Source organism: Pseudomonas sp. SJZ079 (genome assembly GCF_007993865.1).
In the GTDB taxonomy this organism is placed as follows: domain Bacteria; phylum Pseudomonadota; class Gammaproteobacteria; order Pseudomonadales; family Pseudomonadaceae; genus Aquipseudomonas.
On record NZ_VIUH01000001.1, the window covers coordinates 431963 to 452625 of the forward strand.

17 protein-coding genes are annotated in these 20663 nt (G+C 60.1%); 10 read left to right on the top strand and 7 right to left on the bottom strand.

Annotated features, from left to right (window positions below):
- Positions 1–42: 42 nt before the first annotated feature.
- Positions 43–441, bottom strand: a complete 399-nt coding sequence (locus FBY03_RS02015; RefSeq protein WP_147170514.1) for a RidA family protein — start codon at positions 439–441, stop codon at positions 43–45.
- Positions 442–868: 427 nt separating this feature from the next.
- Here FBY03_RS02015 and FBY03_RS02020 point away from each other — a divergent pair, with 427 nt between their 5' ends.
- Positions 869–1765, top strand: coding sequence for a LysR family transcriptional regulator (locus FBY03_RS02020; RefSeq protein WP_147170515.1), 897 nt, complete (start codon positions 869–871; stop codon positions 1763–1765).
- A 270-nt stretch (positions 1766–2035) separates the two neighbouring features.
- Positions 2036–2590 carry a UPF0149 family protein gene (locus FBY03_RS02025; RefSeq protein WP_147170516.1) on the top strand — a complete coding sequence of 185 codons (555 nt, stop codon included), beginning with the start codon at positions 2036–2038 and terminating at the stop codon, positions 2588–2590.
- A gap of 235 nt (positions 2591–2825) precedes the next feature.
- Here the strand turns inward: FBY03_RS02025 and FBY03_RS02030 are convergent, their stop codons facing one another.
- On the bottom strand, positions 2826–3191 hold the full coding sequence (locus FBY03_RS02030; protein WP_147170517.1) for an STAS/SEC14 domain-containing protein: 366 nt from the start codon (positions 3189–3191) through the stop codon (positions 2826–2828).
- 97 nt (positions 3192–3288) lie between these two features.
- Here FBY03_RS02030 and FBY03_RS22955 point away from each other — a divergent pair, with 97 nt between their 5' ends.
- Positions 3289–3435, top strand: a complete 147-nt coding sequence (locus FBY03_RS22955; protein WP_156088612.1) for a hypothetical protein — start codon at positions 3289–3291, stop codon at positions 3433–3435.
- A 36-nt stretch (positions 3436–3471) separates the two neighbouring features.
- Positions 3472–3825, top strand: a complete 354-nt coding sequence (locus FBY03_RS02035) for a RidA family protein (RefSeq protein WP_147170518.1) — start codon at positions 3472–3474, stop codon at positions 3823–3825.
- 189 nt (positions 3826–4014) lie between these two features.
- Here the strand turns inward: FBY03_RS02035 and FBY03_RS02040 are convergent, their stop codons facing one another.
- From FBY03_RS02040 to FBY03_RS02050, 3 genes are all read right to left on the bottom strand, one after another.
- The gene (locus tag FBY03_RS02040; protein WP_147170519.1) at positions 4015–6576 is read right to left on the bottom strand and encodes a response regulator; all 2562 of its coding nucleotides are present in this window, start codon (positions 6574–6576) and stop codon (positions 4015–4017) included.
- A gap of 277 nt (positions 6577–6853) precedes the next feature.
- On the bottom strand, positions 6854–8296 hold the full coding sequence (locus FBY03_RS02045; protein WP_147170520.1) for a sigma-54 dependent transcriptional regulator: 1443 nt from the start codon (positions 8294–8296) through the stop codon (positions 6854–6856).
- A 13-nt stretch (positions 8297–8309) separates the two neighbouring features.
- Positions 8310–8672, bottom strand: a complete 363-nt coding sequence (locus tag FBY03_RS02050) for an Hpt domain-containing protein (protein WP_147170521.1) — start codon at positions 8670–8672, stop codon at positions 8310–8312.
- 519 nt (positions 8673–9191) lie between these two features.
- Between FBY03_RS02050 and FBY03_RS02055 the strand changes: the two genes are divergently transcribed.
- The 6 genes from FBY03_RS02055 (at position 9192) to FBY03_RS02080 (ending at position 18521) form a co-directional block, all read left to right on the top strand.
- A complete protein-coding gene (locus FBY03_RS02055) occupies positions 9192–11252 on the top strand; it encodes a bifunctional diguanylate cyclase/phosphodiesterase (protein WP_178090526.1) in 2061 nt (686 codons plus the stop codon).
- Between the two features lie 258 nt (positions 11253–11510).
- Positions 11511–12173, top strand: coding sequence for a TetR/AcrR family transcriptional regulator (locus FBY03_RS02060; protein WP_147170523.1), 663 nt, complete (start codon positions 11511–11513; stop codon positions 12171–12173).
- Between the two features lie 230 nt (positions 12174–12403).
- A complete protein-coding gene (locus FBY03_RS02065) occupies positions 12404–13846 on the top strand; it encodes an efflux transporter outer membrane subunit (RefSeq protein WP_256677833.1) in 1443 nt (480 codons plus the stop codon).
- A gap of 6 nt (positions 13847–13852) precedes the next feature.
- On the top strand, positions 13853–14965 hold the full coding sequence (locus FBY03_RS02070) for an efflux RND transporter periplasmic adaptor subunit (RefSeq protein WP_147170525.1): 1113 nt from the start codon (positions 13853–13855) through the stop codon (positions 14963–14965).
- A 2-nt stretch (positions 14966–14967) separates the two neighbouring features.
- Positions 14968–18036: an efflux RND transporter permease subunit gene (locus FBY03_RS02075; RefSeq protein ID WP_147170526.1), complete on the top strand. Its 3069-nt coding sequence runs from the start codon at positions 14968–14970 to the stop codon at positions 18034–18036.
- Positions 18037–18254: 218 nt separating this feature from the next.
- Positions 18255–18521 (top strand): hypothetical protein, encoded by a 267-nt coding sequence (locus tag FBY03_RS02080; RefSeq protein ID WP_147170527.1) that lies wholly within the window; start codon positions 18255–18257, stop codon positions 18519–18521.
- Between the two features lie 108 nt (positions 18522–18629).
- Here FBY03_RS02080 and FBY03_RS02085 read toward each other — a convergent pair whose 3' ends face one another.
- On the bottom strand, positions 18630–19802 hold the full coding sequence (locus FBY03_RS02085; RefSeq protein WP_147170528.1) for a hypothetical protein: 1173 nt from the start codon (positions 19800–19802) through the stop codon (positions 18630–18632).
- Positions 19803–19845: 43 nt separating this feature from the next.
- Positions 19846–20658: a type II secretion system F family protein gene (locus FBY03_RS02090; RefSeq protein ID WP_178090528.1), complete on the bottom strand. Its 813-nt coding sequence runs from the start codon at positions 20656–20658 to the stop codon at positions 19846–19848.
- Positions 20659–20663: the final 5 nt, after the last annotated feature.

A 20663-nucleotide genomic window follows, 5' to 3' on the forward strand; every position in this document is an offset into this window, starting at 1 on the left:
CGATTACATGACCAGTTATCCGGCAATACATGGCGACGCACACTAATCAGCTCTGGCGACCGCTTCTACTTCCACAAGCGTGGCCTTGGATGCCAGAGAGGCGACACCAATGCCAGTGACTGCTGGACGTGAACTGCCCAGGAAGTTGGCCAGGATGGGTGCCAAAGACTCCATGTGGTCTTCCAGTTCTCCACGGATATACAGCCGCAGATGCAGCAGACTGTCGATGCTGGCGCCGGCAGCAACAAGTGCCGTCCGTAAATTTTCTAGTGCAGCGTCAAACTGGCCCGAGACCGAGCTCTGCGACACTTGATATTGGTGATCCCAATCGACCTGACCGGAAACAAACACCAGTGAGCTCTCGGTATCAAGCACTGCCTGTGACATACCAAAGGGGCTACCGTCATACAGTTGTTCAGGGTTTACTAGTTTCTTGGCCATTTGTTCACCTCTGCTTATTGATCGTGAAGCATAAACGTTGAGCTAACCGGCGCTTTCCGTGACGCTATAACCTTGGCTAACACCGAGCGCTTCTTCCCACGCGACACCGTGATTGCAGGCGATTTCTTGGTTTGTCATGTCAGTTTTCGTCTTGATTGAATTCCCGCTGCAACATCGGCGAAGCTTTGACGACGATATCTGGTTAATTGACGAATGGACGTCTACACAGACGCGAAAAGAATTCGCGGTGCTCCGCCCTACCCGTAAGAGCAGGAGAAATCCTTGAACGGTGATGCAAGGAGAATTCATAGCAAGTGAATCAATCCAGGAAGCGTCATGGGAATCCGTCGTGTAAACAGGTGCTGATATATTGCGCGGCCGGCACTACCAGAGTGCCTGCCACGCTTGAGCCGGTGGAGCTGCATTGATGTTGCACACGAATCTGAACGAGATCCTGGTCTTCATGGCTGTCGTTGATGCAGGAAGCTTCATCGCCGGCGGGCAAGCGATGGGCCTGACCAGATCGGCGGCGGGAAAAGCCGTGAGCCGCCTCGAAGACAGGCTCGGTGCGCGACTGCTGAACCGTACGACGAGGACGCTGAGTCTCACCGATGAAGGTCGGGTGTTCTACGACCGGGGTTTGCAGATACTCGCAGCGGTCGATGACGCGGAGGCGAGCGTGGCTGGGCCTGTCGGCACGCCACGGGGATTGCTGCGGCTTACCGTTCCCGACGCCTTCGGGCGGCTCGTGCTGCTTCCGCTACTGAAGAAGTATCTCGAGGCTTGGCCCGACGTCCAGATCGAGGTGAGCTTCACCGATCGCCTAGCCGACATTGTCGAGGAGGGCTTCGATCTGGCTGTGCGGATTGGCAGCGTCAACTCGGACAAGCAGCTGGTCTCCCGGGTAGTCGCCAGGTACAAGGCGATACTTTGCGCAGCGCCATCCTACATCGCCGAGCACGGTGAACCGCTGACCGTCGATGCGCTCGTCGGCCACGACTGCTTGTTCTTCAGCAGCCGCACTCGAAGGCAGAGCTGGCGCTTCCGCGACGACGGCGGTTCCTGGGTCAAGGCACTGGGGCGAAGCCGTCTGAGACTGGATAGCGGAGAGGCCATCCGTGATGCCGCCGTCGCGGGACTCGGGATTGCCTTTCTTCCGGACTTTCTGGTTGCAGAGGACGTAGCTGCCGGTCGCCTGCAGCAGGTACTACCCGCCCTCGAGGCTGGAGACGTAGAGATCGTGACGATCTATCCGAGCAAACGCCTTCTGGAACCCCGTGTCAGGCGTTTCATCGATCTCATGGTCGAAGAGCTTGGTAGCTGATTGCGCAGCAGAAAATAGAAAGTGCGGGCATAGAAAATGACAAAATGCATTTTTCGGCTCCGTCCGCTTCACGCCCTGAGGAAATCAGTCGACCCCAAGCGCTCATTGGCGCACTGACCTCAACCTCATGAGTTTGCTCAATGCGCTTGCCGAATCATCTTCAGCAGTGCGCAATACGACGCCTCCGAGAACCATGCGCTGGCTTTTCCAGACGGATGGGGCCTTTTTTCACAACGCGTTGCGGCGCCCGACAAGCGAAGGAACATTGCTATGCAAGACCACCCCCTCGATGCCAGCGACTTCGAGTTCATCGAAGACACCCTGCTGAAATACGGCGACGATCACTCCGTGCTCAACGCATCCGAGCTCGATGGTTACTTCACGGCCTTGGTCTCCAGCCCCGTGCAGGTGGATATCGCCGAGTGGTTCCCGGCCATCTGGGGCGGGCAGAACCCGGATTGGCAGAGCCCCGATGAGGGCAAACGGTTCATAGAATTGAGCGTGCGTCACATCAACGCACTGGCCACCCAACTGGCCATGCATGCGCAGGCGTTCAAGCCACGCTTCGAACAGACCGAACACCATGGCCAGCCACTGACCCTGGCTGAAGAGTGGTGCTTCGGTTACCTGCGTGGCGTCGGCGTGGGCAACTGGCCCGAGCTGCCAACGCCCCTGGCCGCGCAGCTGCAGGCGATTGCCTTCTGCGCCGAGCAGGACAACTTCGAGCCCCCGGCGGATCTGGATGTGGCGCAACATTGTCAGCAGATAGCGGCCATCGAAACTGCTGCTCATGCCTTGCATGACCACTGGGTGGCTCAGCGCTAACAGCGAATATTCACAGCGCAACAACGCTGGCTCGCGAGTGCCAGATACGGGGTATATCACCCACCTAGCCAGCGGCCCAACACAGTGAAGCCCGCTGGATAGGTGGGTAGCGGGCGTCTGAGGCCCCGATACTGCGTTGCCGCTCCTCGCCATAGCCCGCTATGACTCATCGCAGCGCCTTGTCTCGGTACCTCAACCATCCGAACTTGAGTTAACCCACTAACCGTACAGGCCACTAACGCGCCAACCAAGCCTCCGCTGCACCCACATCACTGCGTTCGAATGCTTTGATTTCCAGACCGGGAATCAGCGCGCCTTCCATTTCACTGGCTTTACGCAGCCAGGCTTTATCTGCCAGCACCGCCGCACGGTCGAACTTCCTGATCAGTCTGAACAGTTTGGGAAGACGTGAAAGCTCCACGCCGATAGCCCCGAGCGTTGGCAGGTCGAAGTCATCGATTCGATAGAGCATGCGTCCATGCTCGATGCCCTCCGTCTTGCTGATGAGTTCATCCAGCGCAGTTCTCATCTGCTCACTGTTGAGCTTGCCACTGAGCTCTATATCGACACGATTGGGACCGTTTGTGATGACCTTGAACATAGGGACTCCTTAGCCATAAGTGAGTAACGAAACGGCCTGTCCTCGGCCGAAACAGGCAGCGCCCATGTGCGCAACTACCTCCAATAAGAATAGTCCTATGCGCGACCCTTCAGCGGCGCAGGGCTTGCCTGCCGAACGGAACCTGAGCATCACTGCAGCGCAGCACCCCAGCATTTGCACGCCGATCTCGTCTGTTGCGCTGGATAAGCGGGCCGCGCTGGTGAGCGCGGCTGAAAAACAGTAGCGTGTGACGCCACACTGAACTCACTGAGGAACCGTCATGAGCATTACCCGTTACGAAACAGCCGCACGCATGAGCCGCGTCGTGGTGCATAACCAGACCGCCTACTTGTGCGGGCAGGTCGCCGAGGACCGCAGCGCCGGCATTGAGGAGCAAACGCGGACCATGCTGGCCAAGGTCGATACCCTGCTGGCGTCGGTCGGCAGCAATCGCGAGCAACTGCTGTCCGCCACCATCTACCTGAAGGACATGAGCCTGTTCGCCGCGATGAACAGCGTGTGGGACGCTTGGGTACCGACGGGCTTCGCCCCGGCGCGGGCCTGCGTGGAAGCCTCGATGGCCAGCCCTGAGCTACTGGTAGAGATCTCGGTAATCGCCGCCATTCCGGCTTAACGACCGACGACTTGTTGCGCTTACTTGAGCCTGGGTCATCGCCCATGCCCCGCCGCGTTCAGGTGTGTTACTGCTTATTCGTGGGCATGAATAAGCAGTAATCGTGCTCCAGCACTTCCCCGCACTCTTACAAAGCGGGACGCGAGGCTCACTCCGGCCAACTCCGTGTGCCCAGGATGACCCAAGCCCTTACTCAGAACCTTCCAGGCATAGTTTCCCCGGTCCCTGGTTCGCTGCCCGGCACGTTTCTATCGCCTCGATCAGCGCCTGCTTTTCTATGGGCTTGGTGATGAAGCCATCCAGCCCTTGAGACAAGTAACGCTCCCGGTCCCCGGCCATGGAGTGGGCCGTCACCGCGACCACGGCAGGGCATTTGTCCTGTAACAACCCGCGAATTCGCCGGGTGGCTTCCACCCCGTCCATTTCCGGCATGGAAATGTCCATCAGAATGATGTCGAAGACCTGCGCTTGAGCCACTTCAATAGCTTGCGCACCGCCGTCGACGTAGTGCAGATCGTAACCCGTGCCCTCCAGCAGGCATTCGACCACCAGTTGATTGGTGGGCGAGTCGTCAACCACCAGCACCCGGCGCTTCGAGTAGCTGGTCAAGATGGGTTCGGCGTCGGGAGACTCTTCGGCAACCGCCTCGGCGCTGGCGAGCGCGAGCGGCACGGTCACCAAGAAGCGCGCACCACCCAGCGGCGCCTCAGCCGTCTCGATATCACCACCCATCTTCCGCGCCAGGCGTCGGGACAGGGCCAGGCCCATACCGGCACCGCCATGCGCGCGGGAGAGTGAGGCATCACCTAGCGCGAAGGGCTTGAACAGGTGGCTTTTAGCCGCCTCGGTGATACCTGGCCCCGAATCGTCGACGCAGAAACACAGGGCAACACGGCCGTCCTGCCGAGCCGTCGCACTGACGGAAAGACGGATCACCCCTTGTTCGGTGAACTTCACCGCATTGGACAGCAGGTTGAACAATATCTGTCGCAGGCGAACGCTATCACCGATGCACTGTGCGGGAATCCCTTCATCTATGACGTACTCGAACCTCAGGTCTTTTTGTTCGCTGCTGAAGTCGGCATAACTCAGGACCGGCTTCATCAAGTCGCTTAGACGGAAAGCCGTGCTCTCCAACTCGAGCGCGCCTGACTCGATCCGCGACAGATCGAGAATTTCATTCACCAGGGCCAGCAGGTGTTTGCCGGAGCGGTTGGCCACCAGCACCCGCTCCTTCTCATCGGCGGCCAAATGTGTCGATGACTCCAACACCGTCAGCACACCGATCACTACATTGAGGGGCGTGCGCAGTTCATGACTGACCGTCGCCAGAAAGGTGTTCTTCGCCTCGTTGGCGGCATCCGCCCGCAATCGAGCCTCGGTGAGTTCACGCTCTTTGCACTTGAGGTCGGTGATATCGACACGAATACCCGCCAGCCCGCCATCACGCATGCGCCGCTGAATCACCCGCAGCACTCGCCCGTCGCTCAGGTGCTCCTCATAGTGGGACTCACCCTTGGCGTGCTGCTCGAGTTTTGAGCTGAGCAACTGCGCATCCTGCGTACCGTTCACCTGATCCGCAGTGGCGGCGTACTGGCCCTGCTCGATCCCATACTGGATCAGGCTGCTAGCCGTCGCACCGACCCGGATAGCCGGCTGACTACGCTGGTAGGTTGAACGAAAATTGTCGTTGCACAGAACCAGACGATCCGTCGCATCGAAAATGGCGAAGGCATCGGGAATGGCCTCGATGGCATCGACCAGACGGTTCTCGCTCTGGCGCAGATTATCCGTGGCCTCCTCCACCATTCGGCGCAAGCGTACGGGCAGGCGCAGCAAGGTATAAAAACCAGCCGCCAGCAGCAGGGCCACGGCATAGAAGAAGAGCCGCTGTTCGACCTTGTAACCGTCCTCGGTCAACCAACCTTGGACCGGCACCGCAGCCAATTGCCACACACCACCCGGCAACACCACATCCATGGTGATGGGCGTGCTGTTGAACACCTCGGGCTGCCCATAAATCTGATCACCCTGAGCCCCGAGCCCATCCTTACCGCGAATGCCGATCTCAATATCCACCATGTCCGTGGCCACTTGCCGGGCCCGCTCTACCACAGCGAGCCAATCGACCAGAATGCTGGCAAACCCCCAGAAGCGTTCGCCGGAGCTGTCGCTGCTTTTGACGAAGATGGGGTAGCGACCAATGATGGCCACACCGCCCTGGATCAGCTTGACCGGCCCGGCGACCCACAGCTGACGAGACTCGATCGCCTTGTTGGCGGCCAGTCGCCGGTTGGGGTCGGCGAGTAAGTCATGACCGATTGCGCCTTTATTGCCGGCATAGGGCCAGACGTAGGTGACGATCCCCTTCGGCGCCAGCTGCAGGCTCATGATCCGATGATCACTGCCGGCCAGCTCGGAAGCGATGTGATCGAACAGCTGTTCATCGATTTCGCTCGCCGTCATGGGTAAGCCGATCAGGCCCTTGACCTGATACAGGTCACTGTTGAGAAAGGACTCGAGTTGCGCCCGCACGATCGACAGTTTCTGGAGCACTTGTTGCTCTTTCAGCAAGCGGTTGGCACGGAAATCTTCCTCGAAGTAGACCTGAATGCCCGCAAGCGCGGCGCCCCCGAGGATAGAGGCCAATACCGCTGCGGCATACCACTTCTGCCACCAGTGCCGGCGCGATGCACTGCCAGCCTTATCGGCAACAGGGGAAACTCGCAGGTTGCGGTTAACGCTCGACATGATCAGTACTCCTCAACATCTGAAGTATGACTTTGCAAATTGCAGACCAAGGGTCCGAGAGCAGGGAAAAGGCGATGAAGTGGTTACGTCTGCACTAGGTGTGCAATACCCTGCCATTGCCACAACGAATCATTAAGTATTTGAAATTAAATGATTTTTATCACAAATACAGACAACCATCGGCACCCAGCGTGCTGCACGCGCGCAGGGGGAGCGAACTTCACACTCAGGCCCTTCTCAGTTCGCTTTGCAAATTGCAACGCAAACTGAGAAGCCTCTAGCCAAGCTCGCTCTGCGCCGAATCTTTTTCCCAGACCTGACGCTTGCGGTATAGCGTCGAGGCGCTGACCTCGAGCAGTGCGGCAGCCTTAGGCAAGTTGCCCCCGCAAATCGCAATAGCACGCTCGATGATGCGTTTTTCCTCCAGCCATAAAGGGCTGATTTCGCCGTCCGAGCGACGTGGCTCGCTCTCAGCAGCCAAGGGCGCGATCGCACTCGAACGCTGTACCCGAACCTCTGCGGCACCTCTTTCCAGGGCAGAACCCAGCGAATCCGGCAGCATGTCACAGGTGATCTCGCGGCCTTCGCCCAGCACCACCATGTTCATGATGACGTTCTCCAACTCACGCACATTGCCCGGCCAGGGGTAGGCCTGCATGATGGACTGCACCTCACTGGAGAAGGATTGGAAAGACTTGTTTTCTCGCGCATTGATGCTGCCCAGCAGCTTATTGGCGATCAGCATGCAGTCGCTGCCCCGCTCGCGTAACGGAGGTACGCGCAAGGGGATCACGTGCAAGCGGTAATAGAGGTCCTCGCGAAAGCGCCCGGCCCTGACCTCCTCCAACGGGTCGCGATTGGTGGCGCAGACGAAACGAATATCGACTTGCTGGCTAACGCTCGAACCGACCTTCTGGAAGGTGCCTAACTGGATGAAACGTAGCAGCTTGCTTTGCAAGTCCAGGTCCATCTCACAGAGTTCGTCGAGAAACAGGGTGCCGCCGTTCGCCAGCGTAGCCGCACCATCGCGCTCAGCATGGGCGCCGGTGAAGGCGCCCTTCATGTGACCGAATATCTCACTCTCCATCAGCTCGCGGGGTATGGCGGCACAGTTGATGGTGATCAAGGGCTTATCACTGCGATCACTGCGGCGGTGAATCGCCTCCGCACACAACTCCTTGCCGGTGCCGCTCTCGCCGGTAATGAAAATGCTCGCCCGACTGGACGCGGCACTCTCGATGATCCGGTAGACCCCTTGCATCATCGGTGAAGCACCGACCAGGCTTTCGAACTGGTCTCGCTCGTAACGCTGCTGATAGCTGTCGACCATGTCTTCCAGGCGATGCTGTTTCAGCACGTTATTCACGGTCAGCATGAGCCGGCTGGCATCGATGGGTTTGGTCAGGAAGTCGACGGCCCCCAGGTGCACGGCATCCATCGCCACCGTCGCCGAGTCGTTGGCGGTCACCACGACGGTTGGCACATCGATCGTGTTGTCGTTGATGAAGCGCAGCACATCGAAGCCATGCATGTCCGGCAAGGTCAGGTCCAGCAGTACCAACTGAAATTCATGCTGGGTCAGGGCCTGCACGGCCTCGCTGCCACTTTCCGCATGCACGACCTGATGACCTTGGGTTTCGAGGTACTGCCGATAAAGGGTGGCCAATGGCAGGCTGTCCTCAACCAGTAGAATGGCGGTGGCGCTGACTGGCTCTTGCATAGGCTCTCTCCTTTTACGCCGACTGCTTGATATTGAAGCGCTGGCGATACACCGCCAGGGTCTCCTGCAAGGTCTCCTCGGTCTCCGGGAGCAGCTGTGCCACCCGCTCTTTATCCAGGCGCTTGCAGGCCAACTCGAGTTCCCGCGCCAGAGCGGATAACTGGTTGGCGCCGAAGGTAGCCGCATTGCTTTTCAGGGTATGCGCCTCATCCTCGACGCCATGGCAATCCATCTCGGCCAACTTACCGAGCATGGCGTCCATCCGCCGCTGCGCCTCGAGCACAAACATGTTGATCATGCGTTCCAGCATGGCGTTCGAGGTCTCGGCGGCCAAGCGCTCGAGGACGGCCTCATCGATCAGTTTTAAACCGCTCATGGTATCTGCCTCTCTATCGTTGTTATTAAGCGTGCAGGTTGCTATCGGTCGCGATTACCCCCCTATCAGCCACGGCAGCATCTGCGCCTTCCGACATCCAACTGAAACAGTCGCCTGGCCGTGAGTCGCTCAACATGTACCTAACGGTGCTGCGGACTCTGGGTTCATCGCCAATGCTCGAAATGCTTGCCTACGAAAATGAAAAGCAATTTCAAGGCCAGACCAAAACACCCCTATTACGCAGCAAATAACCGGCAATTCGCCTCCACATTCGCATCCTGCTTTGCATTTTGCAAAAACCGCCTGGTATTCAGACCCATTTTGCAGTTGATTGAGGGCGCACTCAGCCAGCGCCGAACGTAATCCCCTTGCCAGGTCGTCGAATGCGCTTAATCCGCGTGGGTGGCACGCTTTTCGCTGGTCAACTATAAAATTACCCCGACAAGAGGGAGAGCGATCATGGCCGAGTCGAGGGCATTACACAGATACCGGGGTACACCCCCAACGCAACAACCGGGCATGTCCGTCCTGGTGGTCGACGATGACGAACTGATCCGCATGCACCTGCAACTAGCGCTGTCGAATGAAGGCTTCGAGATCATCGAGGCGCAAAGTGGCCCTGATGCATTGAGCTTGGCCATGACCCAGGACTTCGACATCGTATTGATGGATGGCCGCATGCCCGGCATGGACGGCTTCGCTACCTGCGAACAGTTCAAACGCTTGCCTGGTAAGGCCTTGACGCCGGTGGTCATGCTCACCGGTTTGGATGATCTGGAATCGATCAAACGAGCCAGCGAGGTCGGTGCCACCGACTATCTGACCAAGCCCCTGAGCGTCTCGGTGCTGGCCAAGCGCCTGCGACATATCGTGCATGCGCAACGCAATTGCATCGAGCTGGAAAACGAACGGGCCAGCCAGACCGCCCTCCTCCACGCCATTCCCGACGCCATACTGCGCTTCGATGCCGAGGGTATCCTGCTGGCCTCAAAGTTCCCGGAACCGGCCCCTGCTACCCTCAGAATGAGGGCCGCAATCGGCAGCAGTATCGATACCATCTTCGCCGGTATCGCACAGTTCGAGCCGAATCAGGCCCTAAAGCGGGCTCTGCGCGGCGATACCACGCCGTTGCAGATCAGCTGGTGCGACACCAGCGAGACCACCTATGAAGTACGCTTGGTTGCCAGCGGCACCAATGATGTGATCTGTATCCTGCGTGATGCCACTAAACAGGTGCGTCAGCAGCGCCACATCGAAAAGTTGTCGCTAACCGACAGCCTGACGGGGCTGCCCAATCGCGCCTGCTTCCTGCAAGTGGCCCAGCGTCACCTCGACACGGCCCCGGAGCAGCCGTTGTGCATGCTGCAACTGAGCTTTGCAAGCTACCCGTCTGTCAAGAACAGCGTTGGCCGAAAAATCGCAGACAAGGTCATCAGCGGGGTGGCCGAGAAGCTGCTCAGCTCGACAGGGGCATCCCAGCAGCACGGGGACTATAGCGCCAACTGCCTGCCCTTCATCGCCCGTACTGGCGACTCAGAATTCCATGTCCTGCTGCGCAGCGACCCCGACCAGAGCGAGCTGAAGTTGCTGATGCAGCGCGTATCGGAAGCCTTCGAGCCGCCCATTCAGGTCGATCAGTATGAATTCTGCATGCCGCTGCGTTCCGCAGCGGCCTGTACTCAGGCGGGCAATGTCAGCGTCGATGAACTGCTGAAAATGAGTGGCCTGGCAGCACAGAAAGCCAGCCAACAACTCAGTGCCGACACTGTGTTTTACACCCCGCAGTTTCAACTGGAAACACAGCGCACCCTGAACCTGGAAACCCAGTTACGCAAGGCCATTGCCCAAGGTGAACTGGACCTGGTCTATCAACCCAAGGTCTGCGCGACAACCGGTCAACTGCGCAGCGTCGAAGTGCTGAGTCGTTGGAACCACGCAGAGCTCGGCCCGATCTCGCCCGCAGAATTCATTCCACTGGCGGAGGAAACCGGCTTGATTCTGCCCTTGGGCGAATTCGTCCTGGAGCGTGCCTGCCAGCAGAGCAGGCAATGGCAGCTCGCGGGTTATGCCAACATCCCAATCGCCATCAACGTTTCGGGTCACCAGTTCAACCAGCGTCAGGTGGACCAGCAGCTGTTCCGCTTGCTCGAACGCATGCAGGTGCCGGCGCAGGCAATCGAGCTGGAAATCACCGAAAGCGTACTGGTCGAACAGCAGCACGTACGCGCAGTGCTGGAGCGGATCAGAGAACGCGGCATCCGCATTGCGGTCGACGACTTTGGTACCGGACACTCCTCCCTGAGCATGCTCAAGGAGTTTCCCATCGACATCCTCAAGATCGATCGTGCATTCGTGAAGGACATCACCGATACACACCATTCCTACAGCATCGTCGATACCATCATCGCCCTCGGGCACTCCCTGCAACTGACGCTGGTGGCCGAGGGCATCGAGACCGAAGCCCAACTGAGCTACCTGCGTGAGCGCAACTGCCATTTGATCCAGGGCTACCTGACTGGCCGGCCGATGACACCAGGCGATATCGAGGAACAGTTTCTGCGAGTTCCGAAAAAGTCTTGATCGCGGCCCAACGTCCAGGATCTTGCTAGTGCTTTAGCCGTACCCGGTGCGGTCACGCACGCCCGGCGCAACACAGAGTAGCCACTGCGCTAGTTGCCCCGGCGCCGCGCTACCCGCTACCCACTATCCGATAGTTATGACCGAGGCTGGCCCGCCGAACAGGAGGCTCGATTAAGCGGATACGGTGTTGGAGCTTGACCTTGTGACCGCTGGTATTGATAATGACCGCCGGTCACAAAGTCACTTTGAAAAACTCCTATGACTATTCCAAGCAGAAAATCACGCCAATTCGAGTTACGCGGCCAGGAAATCCTGGATGCGGCGTTGGTGCTATTCGAGTCGGAGTCATGGGAAGAGGTCACTGTGGCGGAAATTGCTCAGCAAGCCGAGGTCGGTAAAGGCACGATCTACAAGCACTTTGCCAGCAAGGACGAGATCTACGCGCAGCTGGCCATGTACTTCCAGCGTCAAATACTGGCGCGCTTTTCGACCATTGATTCGCGCTTGCCGGTGATCGAGCGCTTCCGTCAGCACATGCATGCAGCATGGGAAATGCACCTGTCGAGCAAGGAACTACACCGAGTATTCCTCTACTGCAGCCGTCCCGGTTTCCGCTCCCGGCTGTCGACGATCACCTTGAGCGACATGCAGGCCATCGAGCAGCAAGTCGCGCAACCCACTCATCTCTTGATAGCCGAAGGCATCGAGCAGGGTATCTTCCCGCCGAAGCCGCTGGCAAAACTGTTGTTCGGGGCGCAGTCGGCGTTCTGGGGGGCGATTCAGTTGGTGTGGAGTGGTTATCTGGGTGAGATCGATCAAGCCGAACACTTGGACGAACTGACCAGATTTATCTTGGCCGGCCTGATTTACCACGACCAGCCCATCGATTTACCGGGGCGATCAACGCTTGACGAAAGCTGAGTGTATTTTTGCCTATTCGTGACCGGCGGTCTAAAAATGACCATTAGTCAAAATACAGGCTATGAACGTTCCATCGTCGGCAATCCGTACGGCCTAACTCAGGTCATCGTTGAGTTGAACTGGCTCGCTGACCATCAACGCGTTGCACAGATTACGCATCACGCTCGCTATCAGAGGATGGAATACCTTTGCCGAACCTAGCCCCTCTCGTAAGTGCGCTACGCACTTGGTTGCCGATACTAGGCATCTCGCTGCTGCTGGGCGCCTGTGCCACGGGTGCCCCTCCTCGCAGCGCTTACGTTGCTCTGCCACCGGCGTATGACAGCGCCCTCACTGCGGCGCCCGCCACAAGCCTCAATCAGTGGTGGACGCTGTATGACGATGCGCAGCTCACAGCATTGACATCACGTGCACTGGCCCAGGGGTTTAGCGTTCGTGAAGCCCTGGCACGCCTGCAAGAGGCCCGGGCACTGCGCTCGGTGAGCCTGGCGAAATTCGACTTGCAAGGCGATCTCCAGGGCAATGCCGAGTATCGCCAGACACGTGACCTGGAAAGCCACAACACCTCGATACCTGCTGGGCTGCCAGCCGGCCTGGACCTCGGCCCAGGCGTGGACAGAACCAGCATCGCAAAGACCGCCAACCTCAGCCTGCCGGTTAGCTGGGAGCTCGACTTGTTCGGCCGGCGTGGCGCCACCCAACGCAGCGCCGAAGCGGATGTCGAGACCGCCCGCTTCGAGGTCGAGGCAGCACGCGCGGCCATCGCTGCTGAGGTCGCCCGCTCGCTGTTTCAAGCGCGCGGTTTGCACGTGCAGCGTGATGAGGCGCGGGAAACCCTGCGTATTCAGCAAGACTTGATGGCGCTGGTGACGGAGCGGGCGCGACGCGGGCTGACCCCGTCCAGCGAAGTTGATCGTGTCGCCAGCGACGTCGCCCAAGCCGAGGCACAGGCCGAGGATTTCAATGCGGCCCTGTTAGCCGCGCGACGTGCGCTGCTCGCCGTGGTTGGCAATGGTACCGATCCACTGGCGGAACTCGAGGTCACCCCGACGCTTGGTGAAGTACCGACGATGCCGGCCACGCTGCCAGGCGATCTGCTGACGCGTCGCCCCGACGTGCGCAAGGCCACCGCGCAGATCGAACGGGCGGCCAACCAGGTTCGCCTCGCCGAACTGGCATTCTTCCCCCGATTGACGCTCAACCCGGGAGCCGGTCTCTCCATCCAGCGCGGCGCGCTCGACGCCAGTTCAATCTTCTGGTCATTGGGCGCAGGCCTGACCATGCCCATTCTCGATCGCCCGCGGCTTAAGGCGCAGCTGGCTATCGAAGGCGCACGTGCCGAACAGGCGGTGCTTGCCTATGAACGCACCGTGCAGACCGCTTTCTCGGAGGCCGACCAATCACTGGTGCGACTGCTGGCCGATCGACGTCGGGTCAGCACCTTGGCCGGCGGTGAAATGCGCGCGCGCACAGCTTACTCCGCGGCGCTGAGGCGCTATGAGTTGGGCTTCGCCGACCTTCAGGAACTGCTCGATGCCGAACGGGCATGGCGAACCACTCGTTCCGCGCTGACCGGCGCGAAAGTCGAAGCCCTGCAGCGTTCGGTCCAGGCTTTCCAGGCGCTCGGCGGTGGCTGGAATGCCGCCCAGTCGCAACCAATTTCAGACAGGTAATACGCTATGAATCTTAGAAACTGGGCGTTGCCGCTAACCGCCGCGCTGATACTGAGCGCAGGCTGTTCGAAGGCCCCCGAAGTCAGCGAGTCCCAGGTTGAGTCGGAGGACGCACGCGCCGTCAGCGTGACCCAAGTCGTGCTGCATCCAATGGCCAGCAGCCTGACCGCCTCAGGTTTACTGATACCACGCGAGGAGGCGGCCGTCGGCTCGGAGCTGTCCGGCTTCAGGGTCGCCGAGGTACTGGTCGAGGAAGGGGCAACGGTCAAAGCGGGGCAAACACTCGCCAAGCTCGATTCCGAACTGCTGCAAGCGAAGATCGCCCAAGCGGCCGCCAGCGTTGCTCAGGCCAAGGCTCAAGCCACCCAGGCGCGAGGCGAAGCCGCACGCGTCAAGGGGCTCGATGGCACTGGCATTCTTGCGGACGAGCAGATTCAGAGCCGGCGCGCCCAGGCACAGAGCGCCATAGCGGCGGTGCAGGTCGCGGAGGCGCAACTCAATGAGCTGCGCACCCAGGAGCGACGGATGTTGATCCGCGCGCCTGTTGCGGGCACCGTGCTTGAGCGCATGGTGCGTCCAGGGGATGTCGCCAGCCCTAGCCAGCCGATGTTCCGCATCGCCCGCGATGGTCTGATCGAGCTGGACGCAGAAGTACCCGAGGACAGCCTGGCAAGTATCGTCGTCGAGCAAAGCGCAGTGGTGACCCTACCTTCGGGTACCGAGCTGACGGGAACGGCCCGCCTGTTATCGCCACGCGTCGATCCGCTCACCAAACTCGGCCGGGTTCGCGTACGCCTGCCGCATGACCCGGCACTGCGCGCAGGCGGTTATGCCCGCGTAGTGTTCAGCCGTGCAGCCACCCCAGTGCCCGCGGTCCCGGAAAAAGCCGTGCAGTTCGAAGCCAGTGGCCCGCTGCTGATCGTGATCGACGACCACAACCGCGCCCACCGCGTACCGATCCATACCGTCACCCGTGCCGACGGCTTCGTTGCCATCGAACAAGGGCCTCCGGTCGGCACCCGCGTCGCCCTCGGCGGCGGGGCCTTTCTCCTCGATGGCGACCTAGTCGCCCCTGTCGAGTCGAAGCCTGCGGCAGGCAATGACCAGGCGAGGAACTGAGGATGAACGTGCAAATATCCGCGTGGGCGATCCGCAATCCGATTCCAGTGGCGGTACTGTTCATCGCACTGATGATCGCCGGTATGGCGGGTTACCGTTCGCTGCCGATCAAGCTCTACCCCGATGTGTCTTTTCCGATCGTGCAGGTCACCGTGACCTTATCGGGCGCGGCGGCTAGCGAAGTCGAGACGCAGATCACCCGCGAAGTCGAGGCAGCTGTGTCGAACGTCGCGGGCGTCGATCATGTGCAGTCGAGCGTATCTCAGGGGCTGTCGAGCACGACTGTGGAGTTCGAGATCGGCGAGGACCCGCAGAAAGCCACCGACGAGGTGCGCTCGGCCATCGACCGCATCCGTGGCAACCTGCCGCGCGGCATCGAAGAGCCCATCGTGCAGCGCTTCGACGTCGACTCCGCGCCTATCGTGACCTATGCCGTGGCCACCGACAGCCTATCGGACGTTGAACTCAGCTGGTTTGTCGATGACACCGTCGCCCGTCGCCTGATCACCGAACAGGGCGTGGCCCAGGTGACTCGAGTCGGCGGGGTCGAGCGCGAGATCAACGTCACGCTCGATCCTGACCGGCTCGAGGCACTCGGCCTGACCGCTCCCCAGGTGAATAACGCCCTGCGCGGCGCCAGCACCGACGTGCCGGGCGGACGCTCCGAGATAGGCAACCGCGAACAGACGGTGCGAGTACTCGGCGCCGCCGAAACCACCGCAGGGCTAAGCGACATGGTGATTTCCACTGGAAATGGCCGCGAAGTGCGTTTGTCCGACGTTGCCACGGTTGCCAGTGGCGCTGCCGAACGGCGCGGCTTCGCGGCCCTCGACGGACGTTCGGTGGTGGGCTTTCAGGTCAAAAAAACCAAATCGTCCTCTGACGTTGCGGTGGCCAAAGCAGTGGAACAGGCCACTGCGGAACTGGCCAAGGCTTATCCGCAGGTCAAGTTCGAGCGCATCGTCTCAACCGCAAGTAGCACGCAAAACAGCTTCTCGGCCACCCTCGACGCGCTGATCGAGGGCATGGTGCTCGCCGCACTGGTGGTATTCATCTTCCTGCGTAATTGGCGCGCCACCGTGATCGCCGCGCTGGCCATGCCCATCTCGCTGATTCCAACCTTCGCCGCTATGAGTTACATGGGCTTCAGTCTCAACATGATCACCCTGCTGGCGCTGACTTTGGTGATCGGCATTCTGGTGGACGATGCCATCGTCGAGATCGAAAACATTCAGAAGCGTATCGAGGCCGGACAAAGCCCTTATAAGGCAGCCCTGTTCGGTGCCGACGAGATTGGCCTGGCCGTGGTCGCCACCACGCTGACCATTGTCGTGGTGTTCCTCCCCGTGTCATTGATGGGGGGGTTCGCCGGCCAATTCTTCAAGGAGTTCGGTTTCACCGTGGCGCTTTCGGTGCTGTTCTCACTGCTCGTGGCTCGATTGCTGACGCCACTGCTGGCCGCCTACTTCCTCAAACCAGCGACCCGTATTCACCAGCCAAAGCCGTTCACCGGCTTCTATCGCCGCGCGCTGGATTTCGCTCTGGCGCATCGTTGGCTGTCGCTGGGCTGCGGTGGCGCCCTGTTGGCGGGTTCTGTGCTGCTGGCCGCGATGCTACCCGCAGGCTTTTCGCCGCCGCAGGACAACGGCATCGTCGAGTTGACGCTCGAAGGCGCTCCTGGCGCGACCTTGGCCGACATGCGCCGCAGCAGTGAAACCCTGACCAGCAAGCTGAAAGCCTTGGCCGATGTCGAAACGGTGTTCACTACCGTCGGTTCCGGCAGCAGCGATGGCGACGTTCGTTCGGGGCGAGTCACCGTACTGCTGAAGGAGGACCGTGCGGTCACTACACAAGTGTTTCAGGTGGACCTCAAGCCACTGCTGCTGAGCATTGCCGACGTGCGCCTGGGTTTCGCAGCCTCCGGCGGCGGTGGCAGCAGCACGGTGCAGGTACTCCTCGCTAGCGAAGATGCGGACCTGCTGTCGGAGACCGCCCTGACTCTGGAACGGCAAATGCGCGGCCTGGCGCAGCTGAGCAACGTCCACCAGGTCACCCCGCGCCCAGGTTCGGAGCTGATCATTTCGCCCAAGCCGGCGGAAGCGGCGCGACTTGGCGTAACCGCAGAAACACTGGGTTCGATCACCCGAGTGGCAACCCTCGGCGACGTCGACGCCAATACCGCGAAGTTCAACACCGGAGAGCAGCGTCTGCCGATCCGCGTGCGCCTGCCTGGCGATGCCCGGGCCGACCTGGACACCCTGCGTAACCTGCGCGTGCCGACCGCAAGCGGCGCCTCGGTGCCGCTCTCCGCGGTCGCCGATATCCGTTTTCAACCCGGTGCTGCCAGAATCGATCGTTTCGACCGCAAACGCCGCGCGACCATCGAGGGTCAACTCAACGGCGTGTCCCTCGGCGACGCCGACCAGGCGATCAAGCAGTTACCGATCATGCAGGCCCTGCCTGAAGGCGTCAGCCAGCCGGCGTATGGCCAGAGCGAGAACATGGCCGAACTGTTTGGCAGCTTCGGCGCAGCCATGCTGGCCGGCATCGGTCTGATCTTTGCCGTGCTGGTGTTGCTGTTCAAGAGCTTCTTCAAACCGATCACCATTCTGGCCGCACTGCCGCTGTCGCTGGCCGGCGCCTTCTTCGGGTTACTCGTGGCCGGCAGCGAACTCGACCTTCCGGCCCTGATCGGCCTGCTGATGCTGATGGGACTGGCGGCGAAGAACTCCATCCTCCTGGTGGAGTTCGCCATCGAACTCGAACGCACCGGCGTCTCGCAAAAAGATGCGCTGATCCGCGCCTGCCGCGAACGCTCTCGTCCTATTGTGATGACCACGGTAGCCATGGCCGCCGGCATGCTGCCAACGGCGCTCGCCCTTGGCGAAGGCTCCGAGTTTCGCGCGCCGATGGCCATTGCGGTAATCGGCGGTCTGATCAGCTCGACGCTTCTCTCGCTGGTGCTGGTACCAGTGGTCTACGAACTGATCGACGACTTCGAGATGTGGCTCAAACCGAAACTCGCCAAGCTGGTGGTTCCTCGAACCGATCAGGAAGAAGTCGATGCTTAGCCACCTCTGCAACCTAGGCGTACAGCCGCTGAGTGGCACTCAGGGTCAAGGGCACCGTGATCAAGACTCAATAGTTGCCACGCCCCCCTTGTTACACCCAGCTCATCTGGCGGCCCTCAATAACCGAAACTCAGTGCATGACCACAACACCTAAGCCCATGCCAGGTTCTGCCAGTGCCGACGATTTCTCACCAAGTCGAGAATCTAGGAGTTACACCATGACCGAATCACAGAAGTGGGCGGCTTTCGATATTGCCGAAATTCGCCTCGACCTCATGATTAGCCATTTCGACGATCTCATCAGCCATGCGCAACGCCGCTCAATTTGCACAGCAGAGCAGATAGCACGGTGGCAGCTGGAGCACGACAAGCTGGTGCAGGCCAAAGCCGTTGTGACCTTGGATGATCAGGCCACGATTGAATGGATAAACAGCACTTATGGATCCATCGTACAAACGATCTTGCAACGTAAATGGCACCCCTAGGCTCGAGGAATCGATAGCCATGGCACTGGCCCTTAAAGCCTTCTGGGACGTGCCAACCTCTAGACAACGCCACCCAGCACCACCGCTCAACCAGGTGTTCACACTGGTCTAAGGCGCGAAGGTACCCTCGCCCCGTGGCGGCGTGCTGCGCCAGCTGTTGGCGCCGGCATCGGCCGGCAGGTTGACCCGAAACGGCGCGCTGAAAGCCTCCAGCGCGTTCTGCTCCGGGTCACCTGGGGCTGCCACAGACTCGGCGGCTTTCAGCTGAACGAAGGCCTCGCAGAGAATCTCGCCCTCAAGCGGCGCAAGAATGGGATCAATTAGCTGCTTGAGCGGCTCACTGATAGCCGACTTCTCCAGCACCTGATTGATTGCAACAAAAACCACCGAATTGATCAGCTCGTTCGGTTGCAGGGCCATTGCCTGCGGGCAGCACAGGGTGCCTACTTCGATGGGTTCGAGCTGCTCGCCGAAGGGCAGCAACGTCAGGTTGATCGTGCTGCGCGTGAGCTCCAGGGTGCTATTAATCAACGGCAAGTAGTTGGCCAACAGATCGCCCTCATCTTCATAGGACTCTGGGCAGGCGCAGGGCTCCAGGTTGCTCACCAGGCACTCACTGAAGCTCGCTTCGGTGCCGGTCTGATCGAGGCTGACGGCTTCGCAGGGTTTGCCCTGCACCACTTTCTGCGACACCCAGCGCGAGCCGATCGCCTCGGACTCCAGCGGGCAGGCTTGCGCAGTCTCGCGAAACAATGCGCCAGGCAGACCGCTACTGCCGCGCCCGACCGCATAGTTGGGTTGACCCTGCAAGGCATTGAAATAACTGACGCTGCCCGAACCCGACACGCCATCGACCCCGGTGTTATCTGCCGACTCGTCGCTGGTACTCTTGATACAGGGGTCGCCCTCACAGCTGTTACCGGCATAGTAAAGCGGCTCACGGCTGGTGAAGCGGTCATCGCGGATGCCGATCAGAGTGCGGTAGTTACTCGCCTGGCTACGATCGATATAGAACAAGCGGGGCGCATCGTGTTCGTCGAAGCCGACCGCCTCACCAAGTACCTGGCCCTGAGCATCGACCACTATGGCCGCCTGCGACTGTTGACTCACGTAGCGCTTAACCAGCGCATCACGAATCGCGACGATGCCGACCAGAGTTCCCAGTACCAGGATGGTGGTCAGGAGCAACAGCTCCATGGTGATGACAAACCCGCCTTGTGACTTCCTCGATCCCGCCAGAGCGGAACGACCCTTGTTGTTATTGGTAGTAGCACTATTCACCAGACACCCCTCCTTTGCCCGTTAGCCAGCCTGCATGACGCACTCAAACCAACTGCTTGAGAATCTGCACTGCGTCATAGAGCTGTACGCCAGCCGGAAAAATAACCAACAGCAGAAACATGGGCAGACCCACCAAACCCAGGGGAAACAACATTTCCATGCTTTTGCGGTTGAGCAACTGGCTGGCCTGCACGCGTTGTTTCTCCCGCAGCACCCGGGACTGCTGCTCCAGAGTCTGCAGAATCGGCGCACCGACCTGCGTACCGACTTCCAGAATGGCGGCGAGGCGACGCAGCTCCTGCACTCCGGTTCTCACTTGCATGGCGCGCAGGGCGACTCTCAGCGACTGGCCGGCATTCAGCTCGGCACAAACCAGAGTGGCTTCACGCGCCAACGGATGATCCCCTTTGAAACCAAAGCGCGCGGCGTACTCGAAGGCTTGCGACAGTGGCGAACCAGATGCGAGGTAGGCCCGCAGCAAATCGACAAAGAATGCCAGGGCATACAGCACGCGTGTGCGTCGCTGCCCCCTGCGCCGCAACAGCCAGAGGTCAACGGCGAAAAAACCGCCGGTACCGATGACCAGGAGCACACCCCAGTGGCTCCACTGGCTATTCCATTCCTGCCAGGCCAGCGGCAACAACAGCGCCAACGCCAGCTTGCTGGGCCAATACAGCCACACTAAATTGCGCGGCATGATGCCCGCCTGACGAATCAATCGCGCCGGAAACAAGCAGCGGCTGAACAGCCCCGTGGCCGGCTCGGACTCCAGCTCCATTTCAGTGTCTGCCGGGGCCAGCTCCGAGCGCTGCAACACAAACACCAGGCCCAGACACAACAGCAGTGCAATCACCATAGCGA

Coding starts and splice junctions, on each gene's coding strand:
- FBY03_RS02015 (WP_147170514.1), bottom strand. CDS start 441: ATGGCCAAGAAACTAGTAAACCCTGAACAACTGTATGACGGTAGCCCC.
- FBY03_RS02020 (WP_147170515.1), top strand. CDS start 869: ATGTTGCACACGAATCTGAACGAGATCCTGGTCTTCATGGCTGTCGTT.
- FBY03_RS02025 (WP_147170516.1), top strand. CDS start 2,036: ATGCAAGACCACCCCCTCGATGCCAGCGACTTCGAGTTCATCGAAGAC.
- FBY03_RS02030 (WP_147170517.1), bottom strand. CDS start 3,191: ATGTTCAAGGTCATCACAAACGGTCCCAATCGTGTCGATATAGAGCTC.
- FBY03_RS22955 (WP_156088612.1), top strand. CDS start 3,289: ATGCGCGACCCTTCAGCGGCGCAGGGCTTGCCTGCCGAACGGAACCTG.
- FBY03_RS02035 (WP_147170518.1), top strand. CDS start 3,472: ATGAGCATTACCCGTTACGAAACAGCCGCACGCATGAGCCGCGTCGTG.
- FBY03_RS02040 (WP_147170519.1), bottom strand. CDS start 6,576: ATGTCGAGCGTTAACCGCAACCTGCGAGTTTCCCCTGTTGCCGATAAG.
- FBY03_RS02045 (WP_147170520.1), bottom strand. CDS start 8,296: ATGCAAGAGCCAGTCAGCGCCACCGCCATTCTACTGGTTGAGGACAGC.
- FBY03_RS02050 (WP_147170521.1), bottom strand. CDS start 8,672: ATGAGCGGTTTAAAACTGATCGATGAGGCCGTCCTCGAGCGCTTGGCC.
- FBY03_RS02055 (WP_178090526.1), top strand. CDS start 9,192: ATGTCCGTCCTGGTGGTCGACGATGACGAACTGATCCGCATGCACCTG.
- FBY03_RS02060 (WP_147170523.1), top strand. CDS start 11,511: ATGACTATTCCAAGCAGAAAATCACGCCAATTCGAGTTACGCGGCCAG.
- FBY03_RS02070 (WP_147170525.1), top strand. CDS start 13,853: ATGAATCTTAGAAACTGGGCGTTGCCGCTAACCGCCGCGCTGATACTG.
- FBY03_RS02075 (WP_147170526.1), top strand. CDS start 14,968: ATGAACGTGCAAATATCCGCGTGGGCGATCCGCAATCCGATTCCAGTG.
- FBY03_RS02080 (WP_147170527.1), top strand. CDS start 18,255: ATGACCGAATCACAGAAGTGGGCGGCTTTCGATATTGCCGAAATTCGC.
- FBY03_RS02090 (WP_178090528.1), bottom strand. CDS start 20,658: ATGGTGATTGCACTGCTGTTGTGTCTGGGCCTGGTGTTTGTGTTGCAG.